Raw genomic sequence first — 25,104 nt, 5'->3', positions numbered from 1 at the left:
GCTCGCCCTGCGCGGGGCCGGCCAAGAAGGTCGTGCGCAAGCGCCATGCGGCGCGCAAGCCAGTGAAGCGCGTTCGCCGCGTCGTGACGACGAAGCGCGTGATCCGCAGCGCAGCCCCGCAGACGCAGGTCGTGACGCAAACGATCCCCCTGCCCCCGATCCCCTATGCCCCCTTCCCGCAGCGCGGCGGTTTTGAAGGCGGCGGCGGTGGCGGCGGCGTGACCGTGATCGGCGGCGGTTTTGGTGGCGGCTTCGGCGGCGGCTTCTTTGGCGGCTTCTTCGGCGGCAGCAGCGGCGGCGGCAGCAGCGGCAGCATCGTCGTGACCTCGACCACCACGGGCGGCGTCAGCACCTCGACCAGCACCTCGTCGGGCGTTTCGACCTCGACCGGCAGCGTCTCGACCTCGACGGGCGGCGTTTCCACGTCGACCGGCAGTGTTTCGACGTCGACCGGTAGCGTCAGCACCTCGTCGGGCAATGTCTCGACGTCGTCGGGCAACGTCTCGACTTCGACCGGCAGCGTGAGCACGACCAGCACGAGCAGCAGTTCGTCGTCGAGCTCCTCGTCCTCATCGTCCTCCTCTTCTTCGTCGTCGAGCTCGTCGTCGTCGGGCGGGTCGTCGAAGGGCGGCAGTTCGCACGGATCGTCGCATGGCTCCTCGCACGGGTCCTCGCATGGCAATTCGTCGAAGGGCAGCTCGGGCTGGGGCGGTTCGTCGAAGGGCGGCAGCTCGAGCAGCTCGAGTTCGTCGTCCTCCTCTTCGTCGTCCTCGTCGAGCAGCAGCACGTCGAGCGGCGCCACCTCGTCGGGCGCGACGGGCGGCACCAGCAGCTTCGGCACGACGAGCAGCTCGTCCTCTTCCTCGTCGAGCAGCAGCTCGTCGTCATCCTCTTCTTCGTCGTCCAGCTCGGGCGGCAGCAGCAGCCACGGCGGATCGTCGGGCGATCCGACGCCGGTCCCCGCGCCGCCGATGATGCTGCTGTTCGGTGCCGCGGCCGCTGCACTCGTCGCACGTCGCCGCGCGGCGAACCGCAACGACGACGACGCGAACGCGGCGTAACCTATCCACTGGCGGCCGGGGACACCCGCGCCACCTTACTGAAGGGCCGCTCTCCGGAGTGGCCCTTTTTTCCTGTCGCCGAATAATAGTTTGCCATATGGAAAACTATACGCCATGGTTTCCCATATGGTGAACCAATCCCACCCGCTCGACGATGTCTTCCACGCGCTGTCGGACCCGACGCGGCGCGCGGTGGTCGGCCGGTTGCTCAAGGGCGCGGCGCCGGTGAGCCGGCTCGCCGAGCCCTTCGACATGGGTCTTCCCGCCTTCATGAAACATCTGTCGGTACTCGAAACATCGGGCCTGATCCGTACCGAAAAGCGTGGCCGCGTCCGCACCTGTCATATCGAAGCCGCCCGGCTTGCGGCGGCCGAAGACTGGCTCGCCGAACAGCGCGCCGAATGGCAGGGCCGCTCCGACCGCCTCGCCGAATTTGTCGAATCGCAAAATCGCAAGGAGCCGAAAGCATGAGCAAGAGCGAACTCACCATTTCCCGCCACATCGCAGCCCCACCCGCGGTCGTATGGGATGCGTGGAGCGACCCCGAAAAGCTCGCCCGCTGGTGGATTCCGGCACCGATCGAACGCCGTGTCGACACACTCGACCTGCGGCCCGGCGGCGGTTTCGTCACCCGCATGCGCGAACCGGGCGCCGCCGATTTCCAGCCGCATGTCGATGGCTGCTTCCTCGAAGCGATCCCCGAACGAAAGCTGGTCTTCACGACGGTGCTGACCGAAGGCTGGCAGCCCGTCGAGCCCTGGCTCGCGCTGACCGCGATCCTGACCTTCGAACCGAAGGACGGCGGCACGCTCTATGCGGCGCGGGTCCTTCACAAAAGCCCCGAAGACAGCGCGAAGCATGACGAAATGGGATTTTACGAAGGTTGGGGCACCGCAATCGGCCAGCTCGCAACGCTGATCGAGCGCTAAACCGGGCTTGCGCCGCGCGGGCCGCCCCGCCATAGCGCGGCGCATGCACGATATCCGCCTGATCCGGGACAATCCCGAAGCCTTCGATGCCGGCCTCGCGCGCCGCGGCCTCGAACCCCTGTCCGCCAAAATCGTGGCAGCGGACGCATCGCTGCGCGCGCTGCAGACCGAGATTCAGGCCTCGCTCGCGCGCCGCAACGAAGCATCGAAACTGATCGGCCAGGCGATGGCGCAGGGCGACAAGGACAAGGCCGAGGCGCTGAAAGCCGAAGTCGCCGACCTCAAGACCGCGCTCCCCGCCAAGGAAGACGCCGAACGCGAGCAGCTTGCCGCGCTGCAGGACATTCTCGCCGCGCTCCCGAACCTTCCCGCCGCCGACGTCCCCGACGGCGAGGACGAGGAAGGCAATGTCGAGATTGCGCGCTGGGGCACGCCGCGCACCTTCGACTTCAAACCGCAGGAACATGCCGACTTTGCTCCGGCGCTCGGCCTCGATTTCGAGACTGCGGCCAAGATGTCGGGCGCGCGCTTCGCCTTCCTGAAAGGCCAGATGGCGCGCCTCGAACGCGCACTTGGCCAGTTCATGATCGACAAGCAGACGAACGAGGCGGGCTACACCGAATGCGCAACCCCGCTGATGGTGCGCGACGAAGCCGCATTCGGCACGACGCAGCTCCCCAAATTCCGCGAGGACCTGTTCCAGACCACCGACGGCCGCTGGCTGATCTCGACCTCCGAAATGAGCCTGACCAATGCGGTGCGCGAAGAGATATTGCCCGAGGCCGAGCTGCCGGTCCGTATGACCGCGCTCACCCCTTGCTTCCGGTCCGAAGCCGGGTCCGCGGGGCGCGACACGCGCGGCTATATTCGCCAGCACCAGTTCTGGAAGGTCGAGCTCGTGTCGATCGTCCGCCCCGAGGACAGCGATGCCGAACTCGAACGCAAGACGCGCGCGGCCGAGACAATCCTCGAAGCGCTCGAGCTGCCCTATCGCAAGATGCTGCTGTGCAGCGGCGACATGGGCTTTGCGGCGCGCAAGACCTATGACCTCGAAGTCTGGCTGCCCGGTCAGGACAGCTATCGCGAGATTTCGAGCTGTTCGAACTGTGGCGATTTCCAGGCGCGCCGCATGAACACGCGCTTCCGCCGCGAAGAGGTCAAGGGCAACGAGTTCGTCCATACACTGAACGGCTCGGGCCTCGCTGTGGGCCGCACGCTCGTCGCGATCCTTGAGAACTACCAGCAAGCCGATGGCAGCGTCGATATTCCCAAGGCGCTGTTGCCCTATATGGGCGGCATCACGAAGCTGACGCCCGCGTCGACATAAACACTCGTCACCCCGGACTTGATCCGGGGTCCATGACCCAACCGCTGAATGGATGCCGGATCAAGTCCGGCATGACGAAGAAAGAGAGAAACGAAACGTGCGCATCCTCCTCACCAACGACGACGGCTATCACGCCCCCGGCATGGCGGTCCTCGAAGCGATCGCGCGCCAGCTTTCGGACGACATCTGGGTCTGCGCCCCCGCCGAGGAACAGTCGGGTGCCGGCCATTCGCTCACCCTCTCGCGCCCCGTGCGCATCCGCCAGCATGGGACACGCCGCTGGTCGTGCAGCGGCACGCCGACCGACTCGGTGATGATGGCGATCGGCAAGCTGATGCCCGAAAAGCCCGACCTGATCCTGTCGGGGGTCAATCGCGGCGCCAATCTCGGCGACGACATCACCTATTCGGGCACCGTGTCGGCGGCGATCGAGGGCGCGCTCGCGGGCATCCGCTCGATCGCACTCAGCCAAGTCTATGCCAAGGAAGGCATGGGCGACAGCGTACCGTTCGAAGCCGCCGAGCAATGGGGCGCACAGGTGCTGCGCCCGCTGCTCGACATGGAGATGGCGCCGCGCACGCTGATCAACGTCAACTTCCCCGCGATCCCCGCCGCCGAAGTGCAAGGCATTCGCGTCACCCGCCAAGGCTTCCACGACTATGGCCGCGGTTCGATCGTCGAGGGCACCGATCCGCGCGGCTATCGCTATTACTGGTTCGGCCTCCACGGCATCGAACACAGCCTCGGTCACGACAGCGACCTCGAGGCGATCGACGATCGATATATCTCGGTCACCCCGCTCCAGCTCGACCTGACGCACGATGCCTCGCTCGCGGCGCTGCGCGGCGCCTATGGCGGCTGAACCGCACGTAAAAATCGGAATTATGTTCCAGATCGGGACAGAAGCCTAGCCAGCGCCGCTTTGCTTTGGCAAAGAGGGCGCATGGGGGGTGTTAACCATCGTATCTGGCTGTTGTCGGGGGCGTTTCTGCTCGCGGGCTGTATCCCGGCGAGCCACGCGCCAGCCCCTGTTTCGCGGCCGGCGCGCGCCGAACAACCCGTTCGCGAGGAGGCGGTGCGCCGCGACATCTTCGCAGGCGAGGTCGTCGGCGGCGACGCAAAGCCGACCTGGACGCTGAAGCCGGTCACCACCAACGCCGTGCAAGTCAAGGCGGGCAGCTACGCCGTTCGCGCCGGCGACACACTCCGCTCCATCGGCGAAATGACGGGCGCGGGATCCGAAGCGCTCGCGATCGAAAACGACCTGGCCCCGCCCTACACGCTGCGCCCCGGACAACAGCTGCGCATTCCCGCCGGCCTCTATCACCGCGTCGCGGCGGGCGAGACGGGCATCGGCATCGCCGCCGCCTACGCCGCCGACTGGGGCGAGATCATCACGGTCAATGCGCTCAGCGAGCCCTATATCCTGCGCGTGGGCCAGCGGCTGCGCCTGCCCGCCGACGCGCGGGCGGCGCGCGGTCCGGTCGATGTCGGCGCGCGCGCCGCCGCCTTCCGCCTCGACATCGACGACATCGCGACGGGCAGCCAGCCGGCGCTTGCCGCCAGCGGCAAACCTGCAACAGGCAGCGCCGCGCCGCGCAAACCCGTGACCACCGCGATCGCGGGCCCGGCCTATTTCACCGGGCGCTTCGAATGGCCGCTCAACGGCCCGATCCTCGCCCGCTTCGGTCCCATTGCGCCGGGCAAGGTCAGCGACGGGATCAACATCGCCGCCGCCGCCGGTACTCCGATCCGCGCCACCGCCAACGGTGTCGTCGCCTATGCCGGGGACCAGATCGGTGTCTATGGCGGGCTGATCCTGATCAACCATGGCAGCGGCTGGGTCAGCGCTTATGGCCATGCGGGGCGGATCGACGTGAAGCGGGGCCAGACGGTGCGCATGGGCGACGTCATCGGCCGCGCCGGCGCCACCGGACAGGTCCAGACATCGCAACTCCATTTCCAGTTGCGCAAAAATCGCATACCTGTCGATCCGATGAAGCAACTGCCGCCCCGATGAGCCGCAAGCCGTCCGACAGACTGAAACTGCCGCACCAGTTTCAGTTGCTGAAGCGCGCGAGCAAATGGCCGATCTGGGCCGATGTCATCACGCGGCTCAGCGTCGCCTTTGCGCTGATTGGCATCGTCGTGCTCGTCCACTGGATCGACCGCGCGGGGCTGAAGGACAGTCACGACGGCCACATCAGCTTCCTCGACGTCGTCTATTTCACGATGATCTCGGTCACGACGACGGGGTTCGGCGACATCGCGCCGGTGTCCGACCGTTCGCGGCTGATCGAGGCGGTGATCGTGACACCGATCCGCATCATGGTGCTCTTCATCTTCGTCGGCACCGCCTATAATTTCGTCATCAAGCGCACATGGGAAAAATGGCGTATGGCCCGTATCCAGGCAAAGCTCACCAACCATATCGTCGTGCTCGGCTACGGCACCAGCGGCGCCGAGGCGGTCCGCGAACTGATCGCGCGCGGCACCGACCCGTCGTGCATCGTCGTGATCGACCAAGCGCGAAATCGGATCAATGCCGCCGAAGCGGCGGGCTGCAACGTGCTGGAAGGCGACGCGTCGAACGACGATACGCTGGTCGACGTGCGGATCGGCGAGGCGCAGTCGGTGCTCGTGTCGGCAGGGCGCGACGACGCCTCGATCCTCATCGTACTCACCGTCCGCCACCTCGCCCCGCACGTACCGATCAGCGTCGTGATCCGCGCGCAGGATAACGAGCTGCTCGCGCGGCAGGCGGGCGCGAACAATGTCATCAACCCCGTGAGCTTCACCGGGCTGCTGCTCGCTGGATCGGCGCAGGGCGAACATGTCGCCGATTATATGGCCGACCTTGCCAGCGTTGGCGGCCGCGTCCAGCTCCGCGAACGCACCGTCAGTGGCGAGGAAGTCGGCAACAGCATCGACCGGCTTGCCGGCGGCGGCCGCGGGCTGCGCATCTATCGCGCGGGCAAGCCTTATGGTTTCTGGGAACCAGAGGCGCAGCGGCTCGAACATGGCGACATGATCGTGGAGGTCGTTCGCTGCGAAGAGTGCGAAGCGAGCGTGCCGGGCGGTTAACCGCGCCAGTAAAGCCAGCCAGCCCACAGCCAGCCGACGATCAGCAGCGTCCCGCCGATCGGCGTGATCGCCCCGAACCAGCGCGGCGCGCCGAACGCCATCGCATAGAGGGTGACGGAAAATATGGCGCCGCCGGCCAGCAGCATGACCGCCGGCCCGCGCGCCACACCCATGATCGCGAGCGCGGCCACCGCATGGATCAGCTGGTAAAGCCCGCCGGTGCGCAGCCATTCGGCCTCCTGCGGCCCCGATGCGCCATGCGCACCGAAAGCGCCCGCCGCCACCGCTACCGCTGCCGAAATCGCTGCCCATACGCCGATCATCCGTGGCTTTCCTTCCTGTCCAAGTCGCTGCAATCCATGCGCCAGCGCGCGGCGCGTGACAAGCCGGGCAAAATGCCCTATGGGCGCCGCCAATCATGACAGTCAAAACGCTCCCCACCCAGCCGAAGGTCGGCATGGTTTCGCTCGGCTGCCCCAAGGCGCTGGTCGACAGCGAACGGATTCTGACCAAGCTGCGCGCCGACGGCTATGGCCTGTCGCCCGATTATGCGGGCGCCGATGTCGTGCTCGTCAACACCTGCGGCTTCCTCGACTCGGCGAAGGAAGAGAGCCTCGAGGCGATCGGCGAAGCGATGGCCGAAAACGGCCGCGTCATCGTCACCGGCTGCATGGGGAATGAGGCCGAGGTCATCCGCGCGCGCTTCCCGAACGTGCTCGCCGTCACCGGCGCGCATCAGTACGAACAGGTGGTCGACGCCGTCCACGACGCCGCGCCGCCGACGCAGGGGCCGTTCATCGATCTCGTTCCCGAGGGCGGGCTGAAGCTCACGCCGCGCCACTACAGCTATCTGAAGATCAGCGAAGGTTGCAACCACAGCTGCTCCTTCTGCATCATCCCCGACCTGCGCGGCAAACTCGTCAGCCGCCGCATCGACGCGGTGCTGCGCGAGGCCGAAAAGCTCGTCGCCGCAGGGACGAAGGAACTGCTGGTGATCAGCCAGGACACCTCGGCCTATGGCGTCGACATCCGCCACGACCCGCGCCAGTGGCATGGCCGCGAGGTCCGCGCGCATATGACCGACCTCGCCCGCGAACTCGGTCAGCTCAAGACGGGCGAAGGCCGCGCGCCGTGGGTGCGCCTCCACTATGTCTATCCCTATCCGCACGTCGACGCGGTGATCCCGCTGATGGCCGAAGGGCTGCTGACGCCTTATCTCGACATCCCCTTCCAGCATGCGGCGCCGAGCGTCCTCAAGCGCATGAAGCGCCCCGCGAACGAGGCGAAAGTGCTCGAACGGCTGAAGAGCTGGCGTGCGATCGCCCCCGACATCTCGATCCGTTCGAGCTTCGTCGTCGGCTTCCCCGGCGAGACCGAGGAGGATTTCCAATATCTCCTCGACTGGCTCGATGAAGCGCAGCTCGACCGCGTCGGTGCCTTCCGCTTCGAACCCGTCGCGGGCGCGCAGGCGAATGCGCTCGACAATCCGGTTCCCGAAGAGGTCAAGGAAGAGCGCTACCAGCGCATCATGGCAAAAACCGCCGCGATCAGCGCCGCAAAGCTCGAAGCCAAGATCGGCCGCACGCTCTCCGTGATCATCGACGAGGTCGGCGAGGCCGACGAAGACGGCAGCATCGGCGCCACGGGCCGCTCACAGGCCGACGCGCCCGAGATCGACGGCCATGTCTATCTCCGCGACGTCGCGGCAACGCTGAAAGCCGGCGATATCGTCGATGTCGAGATCGAGGACGCCGACGAGCATGACCTGTTCGGAGTGGTCTCCGCCTAGTCGGTCGCAGCCCCAGCACCGGCCGCCGATTCGGCGCGCCGCTTCCCGAACAAGGGAGCGAAGCGTGCCGGAAGGTCGCGCGCGACCTTCCGGAATGCGACATCGACATCCTTGCGCGCGCGCATGCGCACCTTGAGGCTCGGCAGCACAGATACGGTGTAGAACGGGTCGAATTCCTGCCCCTGCAGGGCTTCGACCATATCCCCGGCTTTGGCCGGGTCGTTCAATTCGGCGATCACCAGCGCCGCGACCTTGCCCTCCTCCTTCGCGCAGAGCAGCGCCTCGGCTGCAACGCGTGGCGATTCGTCGATATGGGCATCGACCTCCAGCAGGATCGGGGCGGCCTCGGCTGCCCGTCCGAGTGCGGTGAGGGCGCATATCCGGTCGCGCCGCACGAGCATCCTCGCGTAGCCGCTGCCACTTCTTTCGGCGATCTTTCCGGCCAGTTCGGCGGCTGCCAGCCCGCTCTCGAACCGGCCAAGATCGACCAGTCGCGAGCCGCGATTGATCACGAAGTTGACCAGCCAGCCATTCTCCCTCGCATCGAAGGGAATGGCTGCCAGCTGGTCGAATATGGCATCGGCATCGCCCGGCCGTCCCAGCGCATCGAGCGCATAGGCCTCCACATTGAGCGCCCACGCCATATCCTGATCGATCCCGGACATCTTCTCCGGCGGCGGTCGCTTCGCCTCGACCAGCTCGACGACTTCGCTGAACCGTCCGGCACGAAGATAGGCATGCGCCAGTTTCTGGAGCAGTTCGCTATCGCCGGGCGCGTCTTCATATTTCGCGAGCGCCTCTGCCACTGCGGCATTCAGGATCAGATGCAGATTGTCACCGGCCTGCGCTTCGAGTTGCGGCCAGAGCGAGGCGTAGCGCCGGTCGCCCAATGCGGAGAGCATCGTGTAAGGGCTGCGGACATTCCCGACCAATCCCCTCGCCGTATCGAGATTTCCTTCCTCGACCTCGGCCGCGAACAGCGCCGACAATATCCCTTGCCGGTCGTCCTCGGCCATCTTGTCCAGCCGCCGTTCTTCGGCCAGCTTGCGAAGCAATTGCAATCGCTCGGCGGACCGCCCTGCAACCGCGAAGGCACGGCCGAGCGCCCACAGCTCGCGGGACTCCTCTTTGAACGAAGCGCCCGGTTCGATCGCGTCGATATGTTCGAGCAACCGGCCCGAGGCGTCGGGGAGCGCCCCCGCCAATCGTGCGATCGACGCGGCAAAAAGCGGAGGAAGCTTCGCGCTCGCGCGTTCGAGATATTTTATCTGCCGATAAGCGACATCCCAATGTCGTTGCTGGATGGCACATTCGAGCTCGGCGCCCGAACGCGATATGGACACCCGCTTGTCGGCGCCGCCGCGCGTTTCGATCTGCGACAACAGCGGAACGAAAAAGCCGCAATAGTCGTCATCCTGCCGCTCGACTGCCGCATTATAGGCGGCCCACAACTCTGCATCGCTCGCCCCGGTGAAATCGAAACGCGGCTTTGCGGGCGCAGCTTCCTGCGCCGCAGCACTTGTGACCAAAGCCAACATGCCGAGCGCCACCCCCGCCTGCCGCATCCCTTTTCTCCCCCTTTTTCGCCGCGTCGAAAGAGGGCTAGCAAAGACGCGGGCGTGCGCAAGCGGATAAGTGGTGCGGACAAATCCACGCCTTATCCCGGCATCGAGGAACGGCTTGGCGACTGCGATGTTATAATAGGCATATCGAATCGGGGGCAACATATGCGTCTCGCCAGACTGGTCTTTGCAACATTGCCGCTGGCGGTCGCCGTATCCGCCTGCGATCGCAAGACCGAGGTCGAAGCCCCTCCCCGCGCGACCGACAAGGCGCCGTCCCCGACCCAAAAATCGCTGATCGCGGTCCCGATCAACGCGAGTACCGCATCGCTCAAACAGGCGCTCGAACGCGCGGTGCCGCGGACATTGTGGACGATCAACCAGCGCGAGAGCGCCTGCGTCCAGCCGCAGCGGGTCAAGGTCTTCGGCAAGAAGGTCAAGGTCACCCCGCCGATCGCCTGCACGATCGTCGGACAGGTCACGCGCGGGCCGCTGCGGCTGCGCGGCGAAGGCAGCGAGATCGTCGTCGATGTCCCGATCCATGCGACGATCAGCGCGCGCGACGTCGGCGGCGTCTTGAAGGGCGAGACCGCAACCGGGGCGGCGATGGCACATGCCCGCGTTCGCATCGACCTCACCCCCGACTGGCGGACGCAGGGCAAGGCGCGCATCACCTATGGCTGGACCAGGGCGCCGGGAATCGACTTCCTCGGGCGCCGGATCACCTTCACCGATGAGGCTGACGCGAAGCTGAAACCCGTGGTGGCGGGCGTCGAACGCGAGGTGAACCGCGAGATCGCAAAGATCGATATCCGCAAGCAGGCGGCCGATATATGGCGACAGAGCTTCACCTCGCTCGAGCTCAATCGTGAAAATCCGCCGGTGTGGATGCGCGTGACACCGCAGCGCATCCTCTACGGCGGCTATCGCATCGACGGGCAGCGGATCAATCTGGATCTCGGACTGGAAGCGATCACCGAAACCTTCGTGGCGAGCCGCCCGGCCGATCCCGCCCCCACCCCGCTTCCGCGCCTCGTCCGGCAAGCGCCGAAACCGCATCTCGACGTCCGCGTTCCCGTTATCGCCGACTATGCGCAGCTCCAGCCCGTCGTCGACCGCGCGCTCGCCAAACGGTCGCTGCGGCCTTTCGAACTGCCGAAGGTCGGGCCGATGAAGGTCAAGTTCGGCAAGTCGACCATCTATGGCGCCGAGGGCGGCCGGATCGCGGTCGGCGTCGATGTCGATGCCAAGCTCGAAATGCGATCGGGCGAACCGACGCGCGGGCGCATCTGGATGACCGCAGTCCCGGCAAACCGGCCGGGATCGGCCGAGGTTCATTTCACCGACCTTGCGATCAACGGCGACACCGACGGCGTCGGCGGCGACCTGCTCATATTGCTCGGCCGCAGCGAGGGTTTCGCGCCGTTGATCGCCGAAGCGCTGACCCAGAACTTCACCCGCGACCTCGGCGAACTTCAAGGCAAGATCAGGCGCGCCGTCGACCAGCGGCGCGAAGGCGCCTTCGTCATTCATACGCGCGTCGACGGCTTCGAAATCGGCGAGATCAAGGCCTATGGCAACGGCCTGTATCTGCCGGTCCGGATGGTCGGCGGCGCCCGTGTCGATTATCGTCCTGCAAGCTGATCGGAAACGGAAGGCGGAGGTACCGCCGAACCGTTCGGCGTGTCAGCGCGCCGTGCGATCCTTGGGCCATTTAACCGCGTCATCGGGACCGAAGGCGTAACATCGCCCCGACTGCAACCCGCCTGGCGCATACCAAATGGGCACGCATTGCGCGACGTCCTGCGGCGCGATCCGGCCCGATCGCACCAGCGATGTGCAGAGCGCGAGGTCCCCCACAAAATAGGAGGCAACGACGCCGTTGCGTGCCTCGGCATTCGCTTCCCCGGTATCGGTGAACGCAGGATAATAGCGCTGCGGGTCGCGGCTGATCGTATGCGAGATTTCGTGCGCCATCGTGTTGATGGCACAGCCCTTGACCACCGGGTCCGCCGACCGCCAGCGGTCGAGCAACGCGCGGCGAAGGCGTATGCGCAGCTTGCCGTCCCGCGCCATTCCCGTCGACGCCCAGCCGGAACGCCGGGGAATTACCAGGGCCTCGACATAGGGCATCGTGGCATCTCCCGGGCTGACGATAGCCGCGACGCGTTCGCTGCCGTCGAAGCCCAGGGCCTCTGTCAGCCATATTTTCGAGTATTTTTCGGGCAATTGCGGGAGGCTGCCGCGAAAGGTGTCCGATGTCATTTCGGTGATGGCAGCGCGAACAAGCGCATCCATGTCCTGCCGATCGCGATCGGACCACCCCGGACCAACCACAATATTCGGGCCCTGCGGCCCGCCGCTCTTCTTGATGTTGCCCGGCGCGATGGGCAACCCTACGCCCTCCGGATCTTCCGGAAGGGCAATCTCTGCGCCTGCATCCTGTGGCGCCGTCAATGACGTGGCGCCGCTTGGCAATTCCTGCGATCCAGAGCATCCCGCCATCCCGACGAGCAGCAAAACCCAGCCGTATCCCTTCATGCCCCCTCCCTGCAGCCGCGCAGTTTGCGGTGCAGGTCAGTGGCTATCATTTCATCGGCGGACGGAAAAGACCGTCCGATGTCAGAAAAGACGCGTAATCCCGTAGAAAGCAGCCGCGACGATCGCGCTCGCCGGAATGGTGATGAACCAGGCTGCGACGACATTGCCCGCGACGCCCCAGCGCACCGCGCTGGCGCGGCGTGCAACGCCCGCACCAATGATGCTGCCGGTGATCGTGTGCGTCGTCGACACCGGGATGCCGAGCAGGCTCGCGGTGAACACCATGATCGATCCGCCGGTCGAGGCGGCGAAACCCTGATGATGCGACAGCTTGGTGATGCGCCCGCCCATCGTCTCGATGATCTTCCACCCGCCCGACAGCGTGCCGAGCGCGATCGCGATATAACAGCTGAACGCGACCCAGTGCGGCACATGGAATTCGCCACCGAGATAGCCGGTCGAATAGAGAAGGACGGTGATGATCCCCATCGTCTTTTGCGCATCGTTGAGGCCATGGCTGATCGAATAGGCCGCGGATGAAAGAAGGTGCAGGTGGCGGAAGGTCTTTTCCGCGAATTTGGCGGTCGAGCGGTGCAGCGCCCAGCTGCTGATCAGCATCACCAGCATGGCAAGCAGCATGCCGAGCAGCGGCGAAAGGAAGATCGCGACGACCGTCTTGTTGAGGCCCGTCCACTCGATGCCTTCGAACCCGGCATGCGCGACGCCCGCACCGACAATCCCGCCGACGAGCGCATGGCTCGACGACGAGGGAATACCCTTGAGCCAGGTCACGACGTTCCAGAACATCGCGCCCACGAGCGCACCAAACACGACGGCAGGCGTCACCAGATCCTTGTCGATGATCCCCTTGCCGATCGTTTCGGCGACCTTGTGCAGTTCGGGAAAGATGATCGACAGGAAGTAGGCGGCGAAGTTGAAGAAGGCGGCGAAAAGTACTGCCTGCACCGGGCGAAGCAGGCGCGTTGCGACAACCGTCGCGATGCTGTTCGCGGCGTCGTGCAGCCCGTTCAGGAAGTCGAACGCCAGCGCGAGGATGACGAGGCCGACGAGAAGGGGGAACGCGAGTTCGTGCATGAGAGGCGCCCCCGCTTAGGCGTGGTCGATGACCAGGCCGTCGATCTCGTTCGCGACATCCTCGAAACTGTCGGTGACGCGTTCGAGGTGGCGGAACAGTTCGCGCGCGATCAGGAAGCGCGTCGGGTTTGCCTCGCCATGCTCCTTGAACAGGCGCTTGAGGCCCGCCGCGTGGATTTCGTCGGCATGGCCCTCCATCCGCACCAGCCGCTCGGTCAGTTCGTGAAGGCGCACCGCATTCGCCGAAATGTTGCGCAGCAGCGGGAGTGCCTCGGCAGTCAGGCGCGCTGCATCGACGATGATGCCGCCGATGTCGCGCATCTCGGGCTCGAATTCGGTGACGTCGTACAGGTCGACGGCCCCCGCGGTCTTCTGCATCTCGTCAATCGCATCGTCCATCGAGGCGATGAGGTCGGTGATCGCGCTGCGGTCGAACGGCGTCAGGAAGGTGCGGCGAACCGTCTGCAGCACTTCGCGCGTGATCGCGTCGGCATCATGCTCGCGCTCGATGATCTCCTGGACATGGTCGGCCATGCCCTCGCCGCCCTGCAGCATACGCGACAAGGCATTCGCCCCGGCGACCAGCGTCGCGGCGTGGCTTTCGAACAATTCGAAGAAATTTCCCTGTCGCGGCAGCAAACGCTGAAACCATGCGAACATCCAGCTAACCCCTGTCTTGTCTGCTACATTGTGGACGACGCTCCGCGGCTGCGCGACGGCGCGGAAGCCGCCATCGCCGAACGAGCGGATCAGCGCCTGCAAATCGGGCTCTTCCACCGCCGATGCGGCATCGCGGAACGAGAACCATTTGCGGTCGCGTTCGTCCATTTCCTTCCAGTCGTCGAGTTCGTTGGTCACCGCGAGCGGGAACACTTCGACATTATACATGATCGACGCGCCATTCGCGCGGCGCTTGCGATATTCATAGCTGCCAATCGGCGTCGGGCAGACCGCGCCGATCACCCCGGCTTCTTCCTCGGCTTCGATCGCCGCGGCGGCGTGCCGCGTGATGCCGTTCAGCGGATTGCCCTTCGGCACCACCCAGCGCTTCGTCTCGCGCGAGGTAATCAGCAGGATTTCGGTCGGACCATCCTGCGCCGGGCCGCCGAATCGATAGGGAAGAACCGCGATCTGGCGCATGAAGATCAATCCTTTCCTATAGTTGATGCGGCGCGATGGCAGAATGATGACAATCGGGTTTCGCCCCTATGACAATAATGTGACAGCCACAAGGGAAGCCCGTCCTTCGCGCCGATACTTTCACGCCTGTCAATTCGATTGCAAAAAGCAACGCGGTGCGTAAGCTGGCGCCAAAGACAGATGGGAGACGAGACGATGGCAGGTACGGCGGACGCTAAGGCTGCACCGGTCGATCAGGATGTGCTGATCGTCGGCGCCGGCATTTCGGGCATCGGAATGGCGGTGCATCTCCAGATGAATTGCCCCGATCGCAGCTTCGCCCTCGTCGAACGCCGCGAACAGCTCGGCGGTACCTGGGACCTGTTCCGCTATCCCGGCATTCGTTCGGACAGCGACATGCACACGCTCGGCTTCGTCTTCGAACCGTGGAAGCATGAAAAATCGATCGCCGACGGCCCGTCGATTCTCGAATATCTGAACCGCATCGTCGACGAACGCCATATCCGCGAGCGCATCCGTTTCGACAGCAAGGTCGTCGGCGCCGACTGGGACAGCAGTGCCGCGCGCTGGACGGTGACGATGGAGGACAGCAAGGGCGCGACGTCGACCACGACCGCACGCTGGCTTTATCTCGGGTCGGGCTATTATGATTATGACGAACCTTTCGACGCGCAGTTTGCGGGCCGCGAGGATTTCCAGGGCCAGATCATCCACCCGCAATTCTGGCCGAAGGATCTCGATTACAAAGACAAGAAGGTCGTCGTGATCGGATCGGGCGCGACCGCAGTGACGATCGTGCCGTCGATGAAGGAAGCGGCGCACGTCACGATGCTCCAGCGCACGCCGACCTGGTATTTCATCCGCCCGGCCAAGGACGGGTTCGCCAATTTCCTCCGCAAATTCCTGCCCGAGGAACTTGCCTACAAGATCACGCGCTACAAGAATGTGAAGTTGCAGGACATCAGCTTCCGTCGCGCGCGTACCCAGCCGCAGAAGGTCAAGGATTTCCTGACCAAGAAACTGAAGGCCGCGCTCGGCGAGCGCTACGACGAGAAGGCGTTCACCCCGCCCTATGACCCGTGGGACCAGCGCCTCTGCCTTGTCCCCGACGCCGATTTCTTCGAAGCGATGAAGGCCGACAGGGCGTCGGTCGTGACCGATCATATCGAAAAATTCGACGCGACCGGCATCCAGCTCAAGTCGGGCCAGCATCTCGACGCCGACATCATCGTGACTGCGACGGGCCTGAAGCTCGCGGTCGCGGGCAAGATCCCGGTGCGGGTCGACGGCGCGCCGATCGATTGGCACGACCATTTCTATTACAAGGCGTGCATGTTCTCGAACGTCCCCAACTTCTCTGCGGTGTTCGGTTATCTCAACGCCAGCTGGACGCTGCGCGCCGATATCGTGTCCGAATATGTGTGCCGCGTGCTCAACCATATGCGCGATACGGGTACCAGCGTTGCGACGCCCGCGCTCGCCGATCCGTCGAGCCTCGTCGAGGAAAATGTCTTCGACTTCTCGTCGGGCTATATCCAGCGGTCGCTGCACATCATGCCGAAAAGCACGGTCGCGCTGCCCTGGCGGCTCAGCCAGAATTATGTGCAGGACCGGGTCGACATGCGCACCGGCGCGATTGCCGACGGCGTGCTGACGTTCGGCAACGCACGCGCCGTGCCCGCAGCGGCGCCCGCCCAGCTCGAAGCCGCCGAATGACGGTCAGGCGGCGCGTTTTGCGCGCCGCCGCCTGATCAGCCAGACAATCAATCCGCCGACCGCGAGCAGGACGACTGCGATGACGATCCGCATCGTCCGGACGGTCGATTCATACTGGTCGATGAACAGCAGCGCGTCGGGCCGGGTCGCACTGCCGACGACGTTCCATTCGGTGATCTGAAGCGGCGCATCATTCTGCGCATAGAAACGCAGCGATACGGTCGTCCATTTGCGCGGACCGGTTCCGACCAGCACGACCTCCTCCTGCCGCTCCTTGAGGCCGGGTGTGACGTTGGTTTTCCAGCTATAGTTGGCGATCTGCCAGCTTGCCTTGCCATCGGGGCATTCGCGGGGCAGCACCGCCGCGGCATCGACGACCGTCGAGGCGATTTCGGGGTGCAGCAGGCTCGTCGTGCTCGCGGGATCGGTGCAGAAGCGCTCACCGATCGCGAGCAATTCCTTCTGTCGCGCGGGCTCCACCATCTTGTCGAGCGCCGCCTGAAAACTGCACCCGCCCAATGCGACCAGCATCGCCGCCGCGCAGCCGCCCCGGAAAAAATTGCGCATCGCCTTCCCCCTGCCGATGATCTCGTCGCAGAATGACGGATTTGGGTACGACAATCCAGCGCTAAGGACGATGGTCAACCCGTGGGGGACGCCGGACTCCGTCGGGCTTTCTCGACACGGAAATCGCGCGCAAACTCCTCTTTGACGGCGCCGACCAGCCCGGCGGTGACGGGAAGGTTGATCTTGTAGCTGCCCTCGGCGAACGGCCCGACCTCGTATGGCGCGATCGCGATGGTCAGGCGATCGAGATAGCGGCCGTCGGACGAGCCCAGCCACACAGTCTGCGCCGATGCCGGCGGGCATTTGGCAAAGGGGCTATCGGGAGCCTCGTCGGCGACGATCCCCTTGGCGGCCTTGGCGCGCTTGATGCCCGCACAGAAGGCGTCGCGGATCGCGGCGTCGAACGCCTCGCCGCTCTTGAACAGGTCGAGCGGTTTGCGCTGCTTGCGATGGTTGCGATCCCAGATCAGCGTGTCGAAACTCGTCATGCCGTGCGCACCGCCCATATAGGTTTCGATTTCGGCCGAGAGGCTGAGGAGGCGCGGCGTGCTGGTGATGCGCTGCCATTTCTGGAGATGGCTGTGGCGACGATAGGGAAAGCCACCCTTCTCCGCCGCCTCCTTGTCGCGCGTCGCAGCGGCGATCAGGGCGTCGCGTTTGGTCGCCCGGTCGCTGTCCAGAAAGGCCGCAAGTTCGGGAAGCGAGGCGGCGTCGCGCGGATAGGCATAGGCGAATTCGACCAGATCATTATCCTCGCTCACCTTCGATGCGGGCGCATTCCTGGCCGCGATATCGGCGGGCCCGTCGGGCGGCGCACCGCGAACCGACGCAGCCGCGACCTTCTCTTCGGTCGTCGGCCTGTCTTCGGAACATCCCGTTACCAGCATCGTGCCGGCAAGGATCGCGATGGCGTTTCGCCAGATCTTCTCGTTCGTCATGCTGGAATAACGCGGGGAATCGACAAAATATCCCCGGGGGCCTAGCACCGGCGCATGATCGACTATTCCGACATGATCCAGCCCGACAAGGGGCAGGACGCCCGCCCGATCCACCTCGTCGACAAAAAAAGCTATGACGAATGGCTGAAGGGCCGCAGCGCGCGCGAACGCGGACATCTCGCCGCGGTCGGTTTCAAACCCGACACCTTCGTCCACGCGATCCTGCCCGGCGACGATCCGGAAAAATGGGCGGTCGTCACGACCGTCGCCAATGTCGACAGCCTGTCGGCCTGGTGCCTTGCGAAACTGGGGCAGATCCTGCCCGAAGGCCGCTATCGGGTCGAGGGCCAGCAGCCGGGCAAGGCCCTGTTCGGCTGGATGAGCGCGCAATATCGCTTCGACACCTATAAATCGAACCCGCCGACCAAGGGCCCGCGCGTCCTGCTGACGAGCGATGTCGGGGTCATCGCGCCGATGGTCGCCGAAGTCCGCGCCGCCGCGCTCGTGCGCGATCTCGTCAACACGCCCGCCGCCGACATGGGCCCCGCCGCGATCGAAAAGGCGGCCGAACGCATCGCCAAGGCGCATGGCGGCAAGCTCAGCGTCACCAAGGGCGAAGCGCTCGAACAGGGTTATCCGATGATCCACGCCGTCGGCCGCGCCGCCGCCAAGCATCATGCGCCGCGACTGATCGAAATCGAATGGGGCAAGGACGATCATCCGCGGATCGCGCTGGTCGGCAAGGGGATCAGCTTCGATAGCGGCGGGCTCGATATCAAGCCCGCGGCGGGCATGCGGTTGATGAAGAAGGACATGGGCGGCGCCGCACATGTCCTCGCGCTCGCCGAGCTCGTGATGGCGAGCGGGCTGCCGGTTCGCCTCCACTGCCTCGTTGCCGCCGCCGAAAATGCAATCTCGGCCGATGCCTTCCGCCCGGGCGACGTGCTCAAGAGCCGGCTCGGCCTGACGGTCGAGATCGGCAACACCGACGCCGAGGGCCGGCTGGTGCTGGGCGACGCGCTCGCGAAGGCGGGCGAAGCCAAGCCCGAGCTGATCGTCGATTTCGCGACGCTGACGGGCGCGGCGCGCGTCGCGCTCGGCCCCGACCTCCCGCCGCTCTTCGCCAACGACGACGCGCTCGCCGACGCGATGCTCGCGGGCGGGATCGAGCGCGACGATCCGCTGTGGCGGATGCCGCTATGGGACGGCTATGCCGACCTGCTCGAAACCGACATTGCCGACCTCGGCAATGCAGGCAGTTCGCCGTTCGCCGGCTCGATCACCGCAGCGCTGTTCCTCAAGCGCTTCATTCCCGACGGCACCGCATGGGCGCATCTCGACACCTTTGCCTGGCGCCCGTCGGCGAAGCCCGGCCGCCCCAAGGGCGGCGCGGCGCTGGGGCTGCGTGCGGCCTGGGCGATGCTCCAGTCGCGCTACGACCGCCGCGGGAAAAACTGAACATTCTTGATAAAGCAGGCCTTGCTGGTCTAATGGCGCGCGATTGTCCGCACCGTGCGGACCCCGGGTTTCAACAGGACGGCAAGTGACAGCAGAAAGCGGCGAGAATTCAGCGACCAATCGCGTGCGTATGGGGCGCCCCGGCGCCGCCGGCGCGGGCCGCGACCGCTTTGGCCTGACCGGAACGTCGCAGACGTTCGATCCGCGCACCGTCGCGATCCGCCCCGATCTTGCCGATATCGCCGTCGCGGGAACGCATTTCGCGCCGCATTATGCCGCACCGATGATGCAGAGCGGCGTGCTGCCGGCCGCAGTGCTGCGTGCCTCGCCCTCGGTCGATGCCGACCAGACGAGCGAACTGCTGTTCGGTGAGGGCTTTGCCCTGCTCGACCTGACCGGCGGCTGGGCATGGGGCTATTGCCTTGCCGACCATTACGTCGGCTATCTTGCGGCCGAAGCGCTGGGCGCGCCGATCGCGCCGACGCACCGCGTCGCGATGATCGAGGCGATGCTGCACAGCGCGCCCGATGCCGCGAGCGGCGGCCCCGCCGTGCTGCCGCGCGGCGCGCTCGTGATGGGCGAGCCCGAAGGCGAATGGCTCGCCACCTCGCACGGCTATCTGCCGCTCGCCGCGCTCGCCGAGGTCGGCGCCGACGACAACGACCCCGCCGGGGTTGCCGAACAGATGATCGACGCGCCTTATCTGTGGGGCGGACGGACGATGAAGGGCATCGATTGTTCGGGGCTCGTCCAGCTGGCCTGGGGCGCCGCCGGCGTCCAGCTGCCACGCGACAGCGACCTGCAATTCGCCGCGCTCGGCGCGGACAAGGATGTCGATCCGGCCGCCCTTGCGCGCGGCGACCTCGTCTTTTTCCCCGGCCACGTCGGCATCATGGCTGACGACCGGAATATCATCCATGCCAGCCGACGATGGATGGCGGTGAAGGTTGAGCCGCTGGCCGACGTCATCGCGCGTTCGGCCGCAAAGGAACACGATCCGCCGGTGAGCGGATATAAAAGACTGCGATAACATCATGACACAGACGGTATTCATCGACGGCGCGGCGGGAACGACGGGCCTCGAAATCGCCGAACGGCTTTCCGGACGGAGCGAATTTGCGCTCGTCACGCTGCCCGATGCCGAACGCAAGGATGCCGCGCGGCGTGCCGAGGCACTCAACGGCGCCGATTTCGTCATCCTCTGCCTTCCCGATGCCGCGGCGATCGAAGCGGTCGCGATGATCCGCAACGATCGCACCAAGGTGATCGACGCGTCGACCGCGCACCGCGTCGCCCCGGACTGGGCCTATGGCTTCCCCGAACTGAGCGCGGCGCAGCGCGAAGCGATCGCCGCCTCGGCCCGCGTCAGCAATCCGGGCTGCTATCCGACCGGCTTCCTTGCGCTCGTCGCGCCGCTGGTCGCTGCGGGGATCGTCGCGGTGGACACGCGGCTCAGCGTCAACGCGGTGTCGGGCTATTCGGGCGGCGGCAAGGAGTTGATTGCGCGCTTCGAAGCCGAGCCCGATATCGGCTTTCGCAGCTATGGCCTGTCGCTGAACCACAAGCATGTGCCCGAAATGCAGCAAGGCGCCGGCCTCGCGCACCCGCCGCTGTTCGCGCCAGCGGTGGTGCCCGTCTATCGCGGGATGCTCGTCGAGGTGCCGCTCAGCTTCGATACGCCGATGGCCGATGCGGTCGTCGACACGCTCGCGGCGCATTTCGATGGGTCGCCGCTGGTCGGTGTGCGGCGCGGCGACGAAAGTGAATTGCTGCTGAGCCAGAAGGATGCGGCGACCGACCGGATGGAATTGACCGTCTTCGCCGACCCCGCCGGCCGCCAGCTCCGCCTCGTCGCGCGGCTCGACAATCTGGGCAAGGGCGCAAGCGGCGCCTGCGTCCAGAACCTCAATATCATGGCAGGCCTGCCCGAAACCGCGGGCCTGCGGCTCTAGCGCCTAATGCACCGTGTCGAGGATATCCTCGACCGACAGATAGGTGATGAGCCGTTCGATCTGGCGCCAGCGCGCGAAATGAACGTGATTGCCGAGCACGCGATATTGTTCGGCGCGCGCTGCCGCAGCGAAGCCCGCTTCTTCGCCATGCAGGTTGATAAGCGCATGGGCATCCTCGACCGCGGCGCGATCGGTAAGGAAGGGGGCTGGCAGGTGCATCGGGTTCCTGGTCCGTTGGGTGTGCCAGCTTCCTAGTCCGGGGCCCCTCACCGTCACGTTCCCAACCGTGATGAACAAGCGGGTAAGGTTAATCATGCCGGCCTCGCCGTTAACCTTTCGGGCCCGCACCCAACCCCTTTGACGCCGCGCATTGCCCGTGTAGACAGGCGTCATGCGCAAGATCCTGAAATATGCCGCCCTCGCCCTGTTGCTGCTGCTGATTGCCGGCGGCATCACCTATTATGTCATGTCGCGGCCCGACGTGGCGCGCTTCTCGACCGCCGAACTCAGCGGCCGGGTGCCGGTGATGGCGTCGCAGCGGACCGAGAGCTTTCCGACGATCAACGTCCCCGAGGCGACAAGCTGGCCCGCCGGACAGGCGCCGCGCGCCGCGCAGGGGCTGGCCGTCGAGCGCTTTGCCGAAGGGCTCGATCATCCGCGCACGATATTGGTGCTCCCGAACGGCGACGTGCTCGTCGCCGAATCGCAAAGCCCGCCGCGCGACACGTCGGGGGTCGAGGGCAAGATCATGAGCAGCCTGATGGGCAAGGGCGGCACCGGCCGCCGCCCGTCCGCGAACCGGATCACCCTGCTCCGCGACGCCGACGGCGACGGCAAGGCCGAGGTCAAGACCGCCTATATCACGGGGCTCAACTCGCCCTATGGCATGGCGCTGGTCGGCAGCACGCTCTATGTCGCCAACACAGACGCGCTGCTCGCCTTTCCCTATGTCGCGGGCGAAACGAAGATGAGCGGCAAGCCCGCGAAGATCGTCGACCTGCCGGCAAAGGGCACCAACCGGCACTGGACCAAGAGCCTCGCGGTCGCGCCGAACGGCTGGCTTTATATCGGCGTCGGCGCCGACTCCAATATCGGCGAAAAGGGCATGAACCGCGAATTCCGCCGCGCCAGCGTGCTCGAAGTCCGGCCCGAGAATAAATATATGCGCACCTTCGCCGCAGGCATCCGCAACCCGGTGGGCCTCGGCTTCTATCCCGGCAGCGACCGGCTGTGGACCGTGGTCAACGAACGCGACATGCTCGGCAGCGACCTCGTCCCCGACTATATGACCGACGTCGCCGAGGGCGATTTCTACGGCTGGCCCTGGTATTATTGGGGCGGCTACATCGACCCGCGCGTCGAGCCCGAAGCCGAGGATCGCCGCCAATATGTCAAGCGCCCTGAATATGGCCTCGGCGCCCACACCGCGCCGCTCGGCTTCACCTTCTCCGAGGGTCTCGACCTTGGCGATCGCTGGGCGAACGGCGCGCTGATCGCGCTGCACGGGTCGTGGAACCGCGAACCGGTTGCGGGCTACAGCGTCGTGTTCGTCAAGTTCGGCGCCAACGGCAAACCCGTCGACGCCCTGCCCGTCACCCTGCTAGACCAGTTCTTGGCCAAGGACGGCAAGACCACGCGCGGCCGCCCGGCCGACGTCAAGGTCGCGAAGGACGGCAGCGCGCTGGTTGCGGATGACACGGGCGGGGTGATCTGGCGGGTCGCGAAGGCCGGATAAAAGAAAAGGCGATTATATAGTTAGCAAACCCAGCTAGCGGCTGAGGTCAGCAGCCGCCTCTAGCAACCGGCCCAAATGCGCTTCGGGGCAGGCAATGACTTCGCAATCTATTGACGGCTGCAAGCTGATCGGATGGCCCGCCGCGATCAAGGCGCGCCCGATGTCTTCACTACGGCCGCTACGCAAATCGTAGAACCAAACTCCGCAATCGCCTGATCCGTATGACACTAATGCCTTGATGGACCCCACGGACCACCACTGGCGACGGCCGAGAATTCCCTCGACCTCCTCTTTGATCAAATCCGGCATCGCTCCGCATCTCGAACTATTCATCGGGTTTGAGAACTACATAATAGCCAAAAGAAAAGGCCCCGCAATTGCGGGGCCTTTTTCATTTCGCGTTCGGGAAGGTCGTCAGACCCGCATCGGCATCAGCACGTAGAGCGCCGGGCTCTTTTCGCTTTCGCGGATCAGCGTCGGCGCGTTCGCGTCGGCAAGGTGGAGTTCGACGCTGTCGCCGTCGACCTGGCCGAGGATGTCGCTGAGGTAGCGGGCGTTGAAGCCGATCTCCATCGAATCGCTGTCATAGCCCGCGGCCAGTTCTTCGGCGGCGGTGCCGTTCTCGGGGCTGGTCACCGAAAGCGTGATGCGGTCCTTGTCGAGCCCGACCTTGACCGCGCGCGTCTTTTCGCTGGCGATCGTCGAGACGCGGTCGACGCCTTGGTACAGGCTCTTCGGATCGACCTTGAGCAGCTTGTCGTTCGCGGTCGGGATCACGCGGCTGTAATCGGGGAAGGTACCGTCGATCAGCTTCGAGGTCAGGATCGCGTTACCGAGCTGGAAACGGACCTTGCTCGCCGACAGGCTGATTTCGACATTGCCTTCGGCCTCGTCGAGCAGCTTGCGGATCTCGGTGACGCATTTGCGCGGCACGATGACGTCGGGCATCGAAGCAGCGCCGTCAGGACGCGTCACCGTGTAGCGCGCGAGGCGGTGGCCGTCGGTTGCCGCCGCCTTCAGCACCGGCCCCGATGCATCCTCGGCGACGTGCAGGAAGATGCCGTTGAGATAATAGCGCGTTTCTTCGGTCGAGATCGCGAAGCGCGTCTTGTCGATGATCTGGATCAGCTCGGCGACGGGCAGCTCGAAATTGGTCGGCAGGTCGCCCTCGGCGATCACCGGGAAATCGTCGCGCGGCAGCGTCGGCAGGTTGAAGTTCGAGCGGCCGGCCTTGACCTGCATCTTGCCCTCGGCAGCGGCAAGGCTGACTTCCGATCCTTCGGGCAGCTTGCGGGCGATTTCGAACAGCGTGTGCGCCGACACGGTGGTGGTTCCCGGCGTTTCGACCTTGGCCGCGATCGTTTCGACCACCTGCAGGTCGAGGTCGGTCGCCATCAATTTCAACTGGCCCGACGCATCGGCTTCGATCAGCACGTTGGAAAGGATCGGGATCGTATTGCGCCGTTCGACCACCGACTGGACGTGGCCGAGGCTCTTCAACAACACTGCGCGTTCGATCGTCGCTTTCATTCTAAATCCGCCATCCCTGTATATGCCGCGGGAAAAGTCCCTGAGGGACAGACCATCGGAGGCGATTCGTGCCCCGATTCTGGCCCCTGAAAATGTCCACCTTCCTTAACGCACGCACCGCAACGCGCAAGCCATGCTTGCAAAGCATCCCCAATCGCGCAAACGAGGAGCGATGCGGCGCTGGGCCACCCTTTTCCTGATGCTGGCGGCGGCGCCCGCCGCGACGCTTGCGGCTGCCCCGACCGCGCTCGGCATTTTCGACGGCTGGGGCGCGTTCCGCGATCCCGCAAGCCCGCGATGCTATGCCCTCGCCGCCCCCTCTGCAACGATCGGCACGCCGCAGGTCAGGGGCTATGCCAGCGTCGGCTACTGGCCGAAATCGCGTATCCGCGGCCAATTCTACGTCCGGCTGTCGAAAGCGCGTGCGCCGGGCCGCGAGCTCCGCCTGACGATCGGCAGCCGCCGCTTCATCCTGACCGGCAACGGGGCGCATGGCTGGGCGAGCGACGCACGCATGGATGCGGCGATCGTCGCGGCGATGCGATCGGCACCCAGCATGAGCGTCGAGAGCGGCACCGCGACGGGCGGCGCAATCGCCGACACCTACCGCCTGCGCGGCGCAGCAACCGCGATCGACGCGGCGGCGCTGGGATGCGCGAAGCTGCGGTAAAACCTGCTCC

General features: G+C 65.4%; 25 protein-coding genes. 14 read left to right on the top strand and 11 right to left on the bottom strand.

Annotated elements, in window-relative coordinates:
• Positions 1–163 precede the first annotated feature (163 nt).
• Positions 164–1,036, bottom strand: coding sequence for a hypothetical protein (locus tag VGU00_RS09430; protein ID WP_327467821.1), 873 nt, complete (start codon positions 1,034–1,036; stop codon positions 164–166).
• A gap of 151 nt (positions 1,037–1,187) precedes the next feature.
• Between VGU00_RS09430 and VGU00_RS09425 the strand changes: the two genes are divergently transcribed.
• From VGU00_RS09425 to VGU00_RS09400, 6 genes are all read left to right on the top strand, one after another.
• Entirely contained in the window at positions 1,188–1,532 is a 345-nt protein-coding gene (locus VGU00_RS09425; RefSeq protein WP_327467819.1) for a metalloregulator ArsR/SmtB family transcription factor, read from the top strand.
• Positions 1,529–1,990, top strand: a complete 462-nt coding sequence (locus VGU00_RS09420) for an SRPBCC domain-containing protein (RefSeq protein ID WP_327467817.1) — start codon at positions 1,529–1,531, stop codon at positions 1,988–1,990. The genes VGU00_RS09425 and VGU00_RS09420 overlap by 4 nt, the downstream gene beginning before the upstream one ends.
• 43 nt (positions 1,991–2,033) lie before the next feature.
• Entirely contained in the window at positions 2,034–3,317 is a 1,284-nt protein-coding gene (serS, locus tag VGU00_RS09415) for a serine--tRNA ligase (RefSeq protein ID WP_327467815.1), read from the top strand.
• A gap of 97 nt (positions 3,318–3,414) precedes the next feature.
• Positions 3,415–4,179 carry a 5'/3'-nucleotidase SurE gene (surE, locus tag VGU00_RS09410; protein ID WP_327467813.1) on the top strand — a complete coding sequence of 255 codons (765 nt, stop codon included), beginning with the start codon at positions 3,415–3,417 and terminating at the stop codon, positions 4,177–4,179.
• A gap of 81 nt (positions 4,180–4,260) precedes the next feature.
• A complete protein-coding gene (locus VGU00_RS09405) occupies positions 4,261–5,337 on the top strand; it encodes a M23 family metallopeptidase (RefSeq protein WP_327467811.1) in 1,077 nt (358 codons plus the stop codon).
• A complete protein-coding gene (locus VGU00_RS09400; RefSeq protein WP_327467809.1) occupies positions 5,334–6,401 on the top strand; it encodes a potassium channel family protein in 1,068 nt (355 codons plus the stop codon). The genes VGU00_RS09405 and VGU00_RS09400 overlap by 4 nt, the downstream gene beginning before the upstream one ends.
• Here VGU00_RS09400 and VGU00_RS09395 read toward each other — a convergent pair.
• Positions 6,398–6,724, bottom strand: coding sequence for a DUF423 domain-containing protein (locus tag VGU00_RS09395; protein ID WP_327467807.1), 327 nt, complete (start codon positions 6,722–6,724; stop codon positions 6,398–6,400). The genes VGU00_RS09400 and VGU00_RS09395 overlap by 4 nt on opposite strands.
• A gap of 95 nt (positions 6,725–6,819) precedes the next feature.
• On the opposite strand from VGU00_RS09395, the gene rimO reads away from it, so the two are divergent.
• Complete coding sequence (gene rimO, locus VGU00_RS09390) at positions 6,820–8,190, top strand: 30S ribosomal protein S12 methylthiotransferase RimO (protein WP_327467805.1); 1,371 nt, start codon at positions 6,820–6,822, stop codon at positions 8,188–8,190.
• On the opposite strand, the gene VGU00_RS09385 is transcribed toward rimO, so the two are convergent.
• Entirely contained in the window at positions 8,187–9,755 is a 1,569-nt protein-coding gene (locus VGU00_RS09385) for a hypothetical protein (protein WP_327467803.1), read from the bottom strand. The genes rimO and VGU00_RS09385 overlap by 4 nt on opposite strands.
• A gap of 162 nt (positions 9,756–9,917) precedes the next feature.
• On the opposite strand from VGU00_RS09385, the gene VGU00_RS09380 reads away from it, so the two are divergent.
• Positions 9,918–11,396 carry a DUF4403 family protein gene (locus VGU00_RS09380; protein ID WP_327467801.1) on the top strand — a complete coding sequence of 493 codons (1,479 nt, stop codon included), beginning with the start codon at positions 9,918–9,920 and terminating at the stop codon, positions 11,394–11,396.
• A gap of 42 nt (positions 11,397–11,438) precedes the next feature.
• Here the strand turns inward: VGU00_RS09380 and VGU00_RS09375 are convergent, their stop codons facing one another.
• From VGU00_RS09375 to VGU00_RS09365, 3 genes are all read right to left on the bottom strand, one after another.
• Positions 11,439–12,293 carry a hypothetical protein gene (locus tag VGU00_RS09375; RefSeq protein WP_327467799.1) on the bottom strand — a complete coding sequence of 285 codons (855 nt, stop codon included), beginning with the start codon at positions 12,291–12,293 and terminating at the stop codon, positions 11,439–11,441.
• A gap of 81 nt (positions 12,294–12,374) precedes the next feature.
• Entirely contained in the window at positions 12,375–13,388 is a 1,014-nt protein-coding gene (locus VGU00_RS09370) for an inorganic phosphate transporter (protein ID WP_327467798.1), read from the bottom strand.
• Positions 13,389–13,403: 15 nt separating this feature from the next.
• Positions 13,404–14,528: a DUF47 family protein gene (locus tag VGU00_RS09365; protein ID WP_327467797.1), complete on the bottom strand. Its 1,125-nt coding sequence runs from the start codon at positions 14,526–14,528 to the stop codon at positions 13,404–13,406.
• Between the two features lie 195 nt (positions 14,529–14,723).
• Between VGU00_RS09365 and VGU00_RS09360 the strand changes: the two genes are divergently transcribed.
• Positions 14,724–16,244 (top strand): NAD(P)/FAD-dependent oxidoreductase, encoded by a 1,521-nt coding sequence (locus VGU00_RS09360; RefSeq protein WP_327467795.1) that lies wholly within the window; start codon positions 14,724–14,726, stop codon positions 16,242–16,244.
• A 3-nt stretch (positions 16,245–16,247) separates the two neighbouring features.
• Here the strand turns inward: VGU00_RS09360 and VGU00_RS09355 are convergent, their stop codons facing one another.
• Both VGU00_RS09355 and VGU00_RS09350 read right to left on the bottom strand, forming a co-directional pair.
• Positions 16,248–16,811, bottom strand: coding sequence for a hypothetical protein (locus VGU00_RS09355; RefSeq protein ID WP_327467793.1), 564 nt, complete (start codon positions 16,809–16,811; stop codon positions 16,248–16,250).
• Positions 16,812–16,885: 74 nt separating this feature from the next.
• The gene (locus tag VGU00_RS09350; RefSeq protein WP_327467791.1) at positions 16,886–17,749 is read right to left on the bottom strand and encodes a DUF3298 and DUF4163 domain-containing protein; all 864 of its coding nucleotides are present in this window, start codon (positions 17,747–17,749) and stop codon (positions 16,886–16,888) included.
• Positions 17,750–17,803: 54 nt separating this feature from the next.
• Between VGU00_RS09350 and VGU00_RS09345 the strand changes: the two genes are divergently transcribed.
• The 3 genes from VGU00_RS09345 to argC all read left to right on the top strand — a co-directional run bounded on the left by VGU00_RS09345 (position 17,804) and on the right by argC (position 21,159).
• Entirely contained in the window at positions 17,804–19,207 is a 1,404-nt protein-coding gene (locus VGU00_RS09345; RefSeq protein WP_327467789.1) for a leucyl aminopeptidase family protein, read from the top strand.
• Positions 19,208–19,292: 85 nt separating this feature from the next.
• Positions 19,293–20,237: a C40 family peptidase gene (locus tag VGU00_RS09340; RefSeq protein ID WP_327467787.1), complete on the top strand. Its 945-nt coding sequence runs from the start codon at positions 19,293–19,295 to the stop codon at positions 20,235–20,237.
• A gap of 4 nt (positions 20,238–20,241) precedes the next feature.
• Positions 20,242–21,159 (top strand): N-acetyl-gamma-glutamyl-phosphate reductase, encoded by a 918-nt coding sequence (gene argC / locus VGU00_RS09335; protein ID WP_327467785.1) that lies wholly within the window; start codon positions 20,242–20,244, stop codon positions 21,157–21,159.
• Positions 21,160–21,162: 3 nt separating this feature from the next.
• Here the strand turns inward: argC and VGU00_RS09330 are convergent, their stop codons facing one another.
• A complete protein-coding gene (locus VGU00_RS09330; protein WP_327467783.1) occupies positions 21,163–21,378 on the bottom strand; it encodes a hypothetical protein in 216 nt (71 codons plus the stop codon).
• A gap of 172 nt (positions 21,379–21,550) precedes the next feature.
• Between VGU00_RS09330 and VGU00_RS09325 the strand changes: the two genes are divergently transcribed.
• On the top strand, positions 21,551–22,894 hold the full coding sequence (locus VGU00_RS09325; protein WP_327467781.1) for a sorbosone dehydrogenase family protein: 1,344 nt from the start codon (positions 21,551–21,553) through the stop codon (positions 22,892–22,894).
• Positions 22,895–22,927: 33 nt separating this feature from the next.
• On the opposite strand, the gene VGU00_RS09320 is transcribed toward VGU00_RS09325, so the two are convergent.
• A complete protein-coding gene (locus tag VGU00_RS09320) occupies positions 22,928–23,203 on the bottom strand; it encodes a hypothetical protein (RefSeq protein WP_327467779.1) in 276 nt (91 codons plus the stop codon).
• A 105-nt stretch (positions 23,204–23,308) separates the two neighbouring features.
• Positions 23,309–24,424, bottom strand: a complete 1,116-nt coding sequence (gene dnaN / locus VGU00_RS09315) for a DNA polymerase III subunit beta (RefSeq protein WP_327467777.1) — start codon at positions 24,422–24,424, stop codon at positions 23,309–23,311.
• Positions 24,425–24,596: 172 nt separating this feature from the next.
• Here dnaN and VGU00_RS09310 point away from each other — a divergent pair, with 172 nt between their 5' ends.
• Positions 24,597–25,094: a hypothetical protein gene (locus tag VGU00_RS09310; RefSeq protein ID WP_327467775.1), complete on the top strand. Its 498-nt coding sequence runs from the start codon at positions 24,597–24,599 to the stop codon at positions 25,092–25,094.
• Positions 25,095–25,104: the final 10 nt, after the last annotated feature.

Origin of the sequence: Sphingopyxis sp. (assembly GCF_035944815.1) — a bacterium.
Classification (GTDB): domain Bacteria; phylum Pseudomonadota; class Alphaproteobacteria; order Sphingomonadales; family Sphingomonadaceae; genus Sphingopyxis.
Note: the sequence above shows the minus strand (reverse complement) of the source record. Positions and strands in the feature narration are given on the sequence as shown.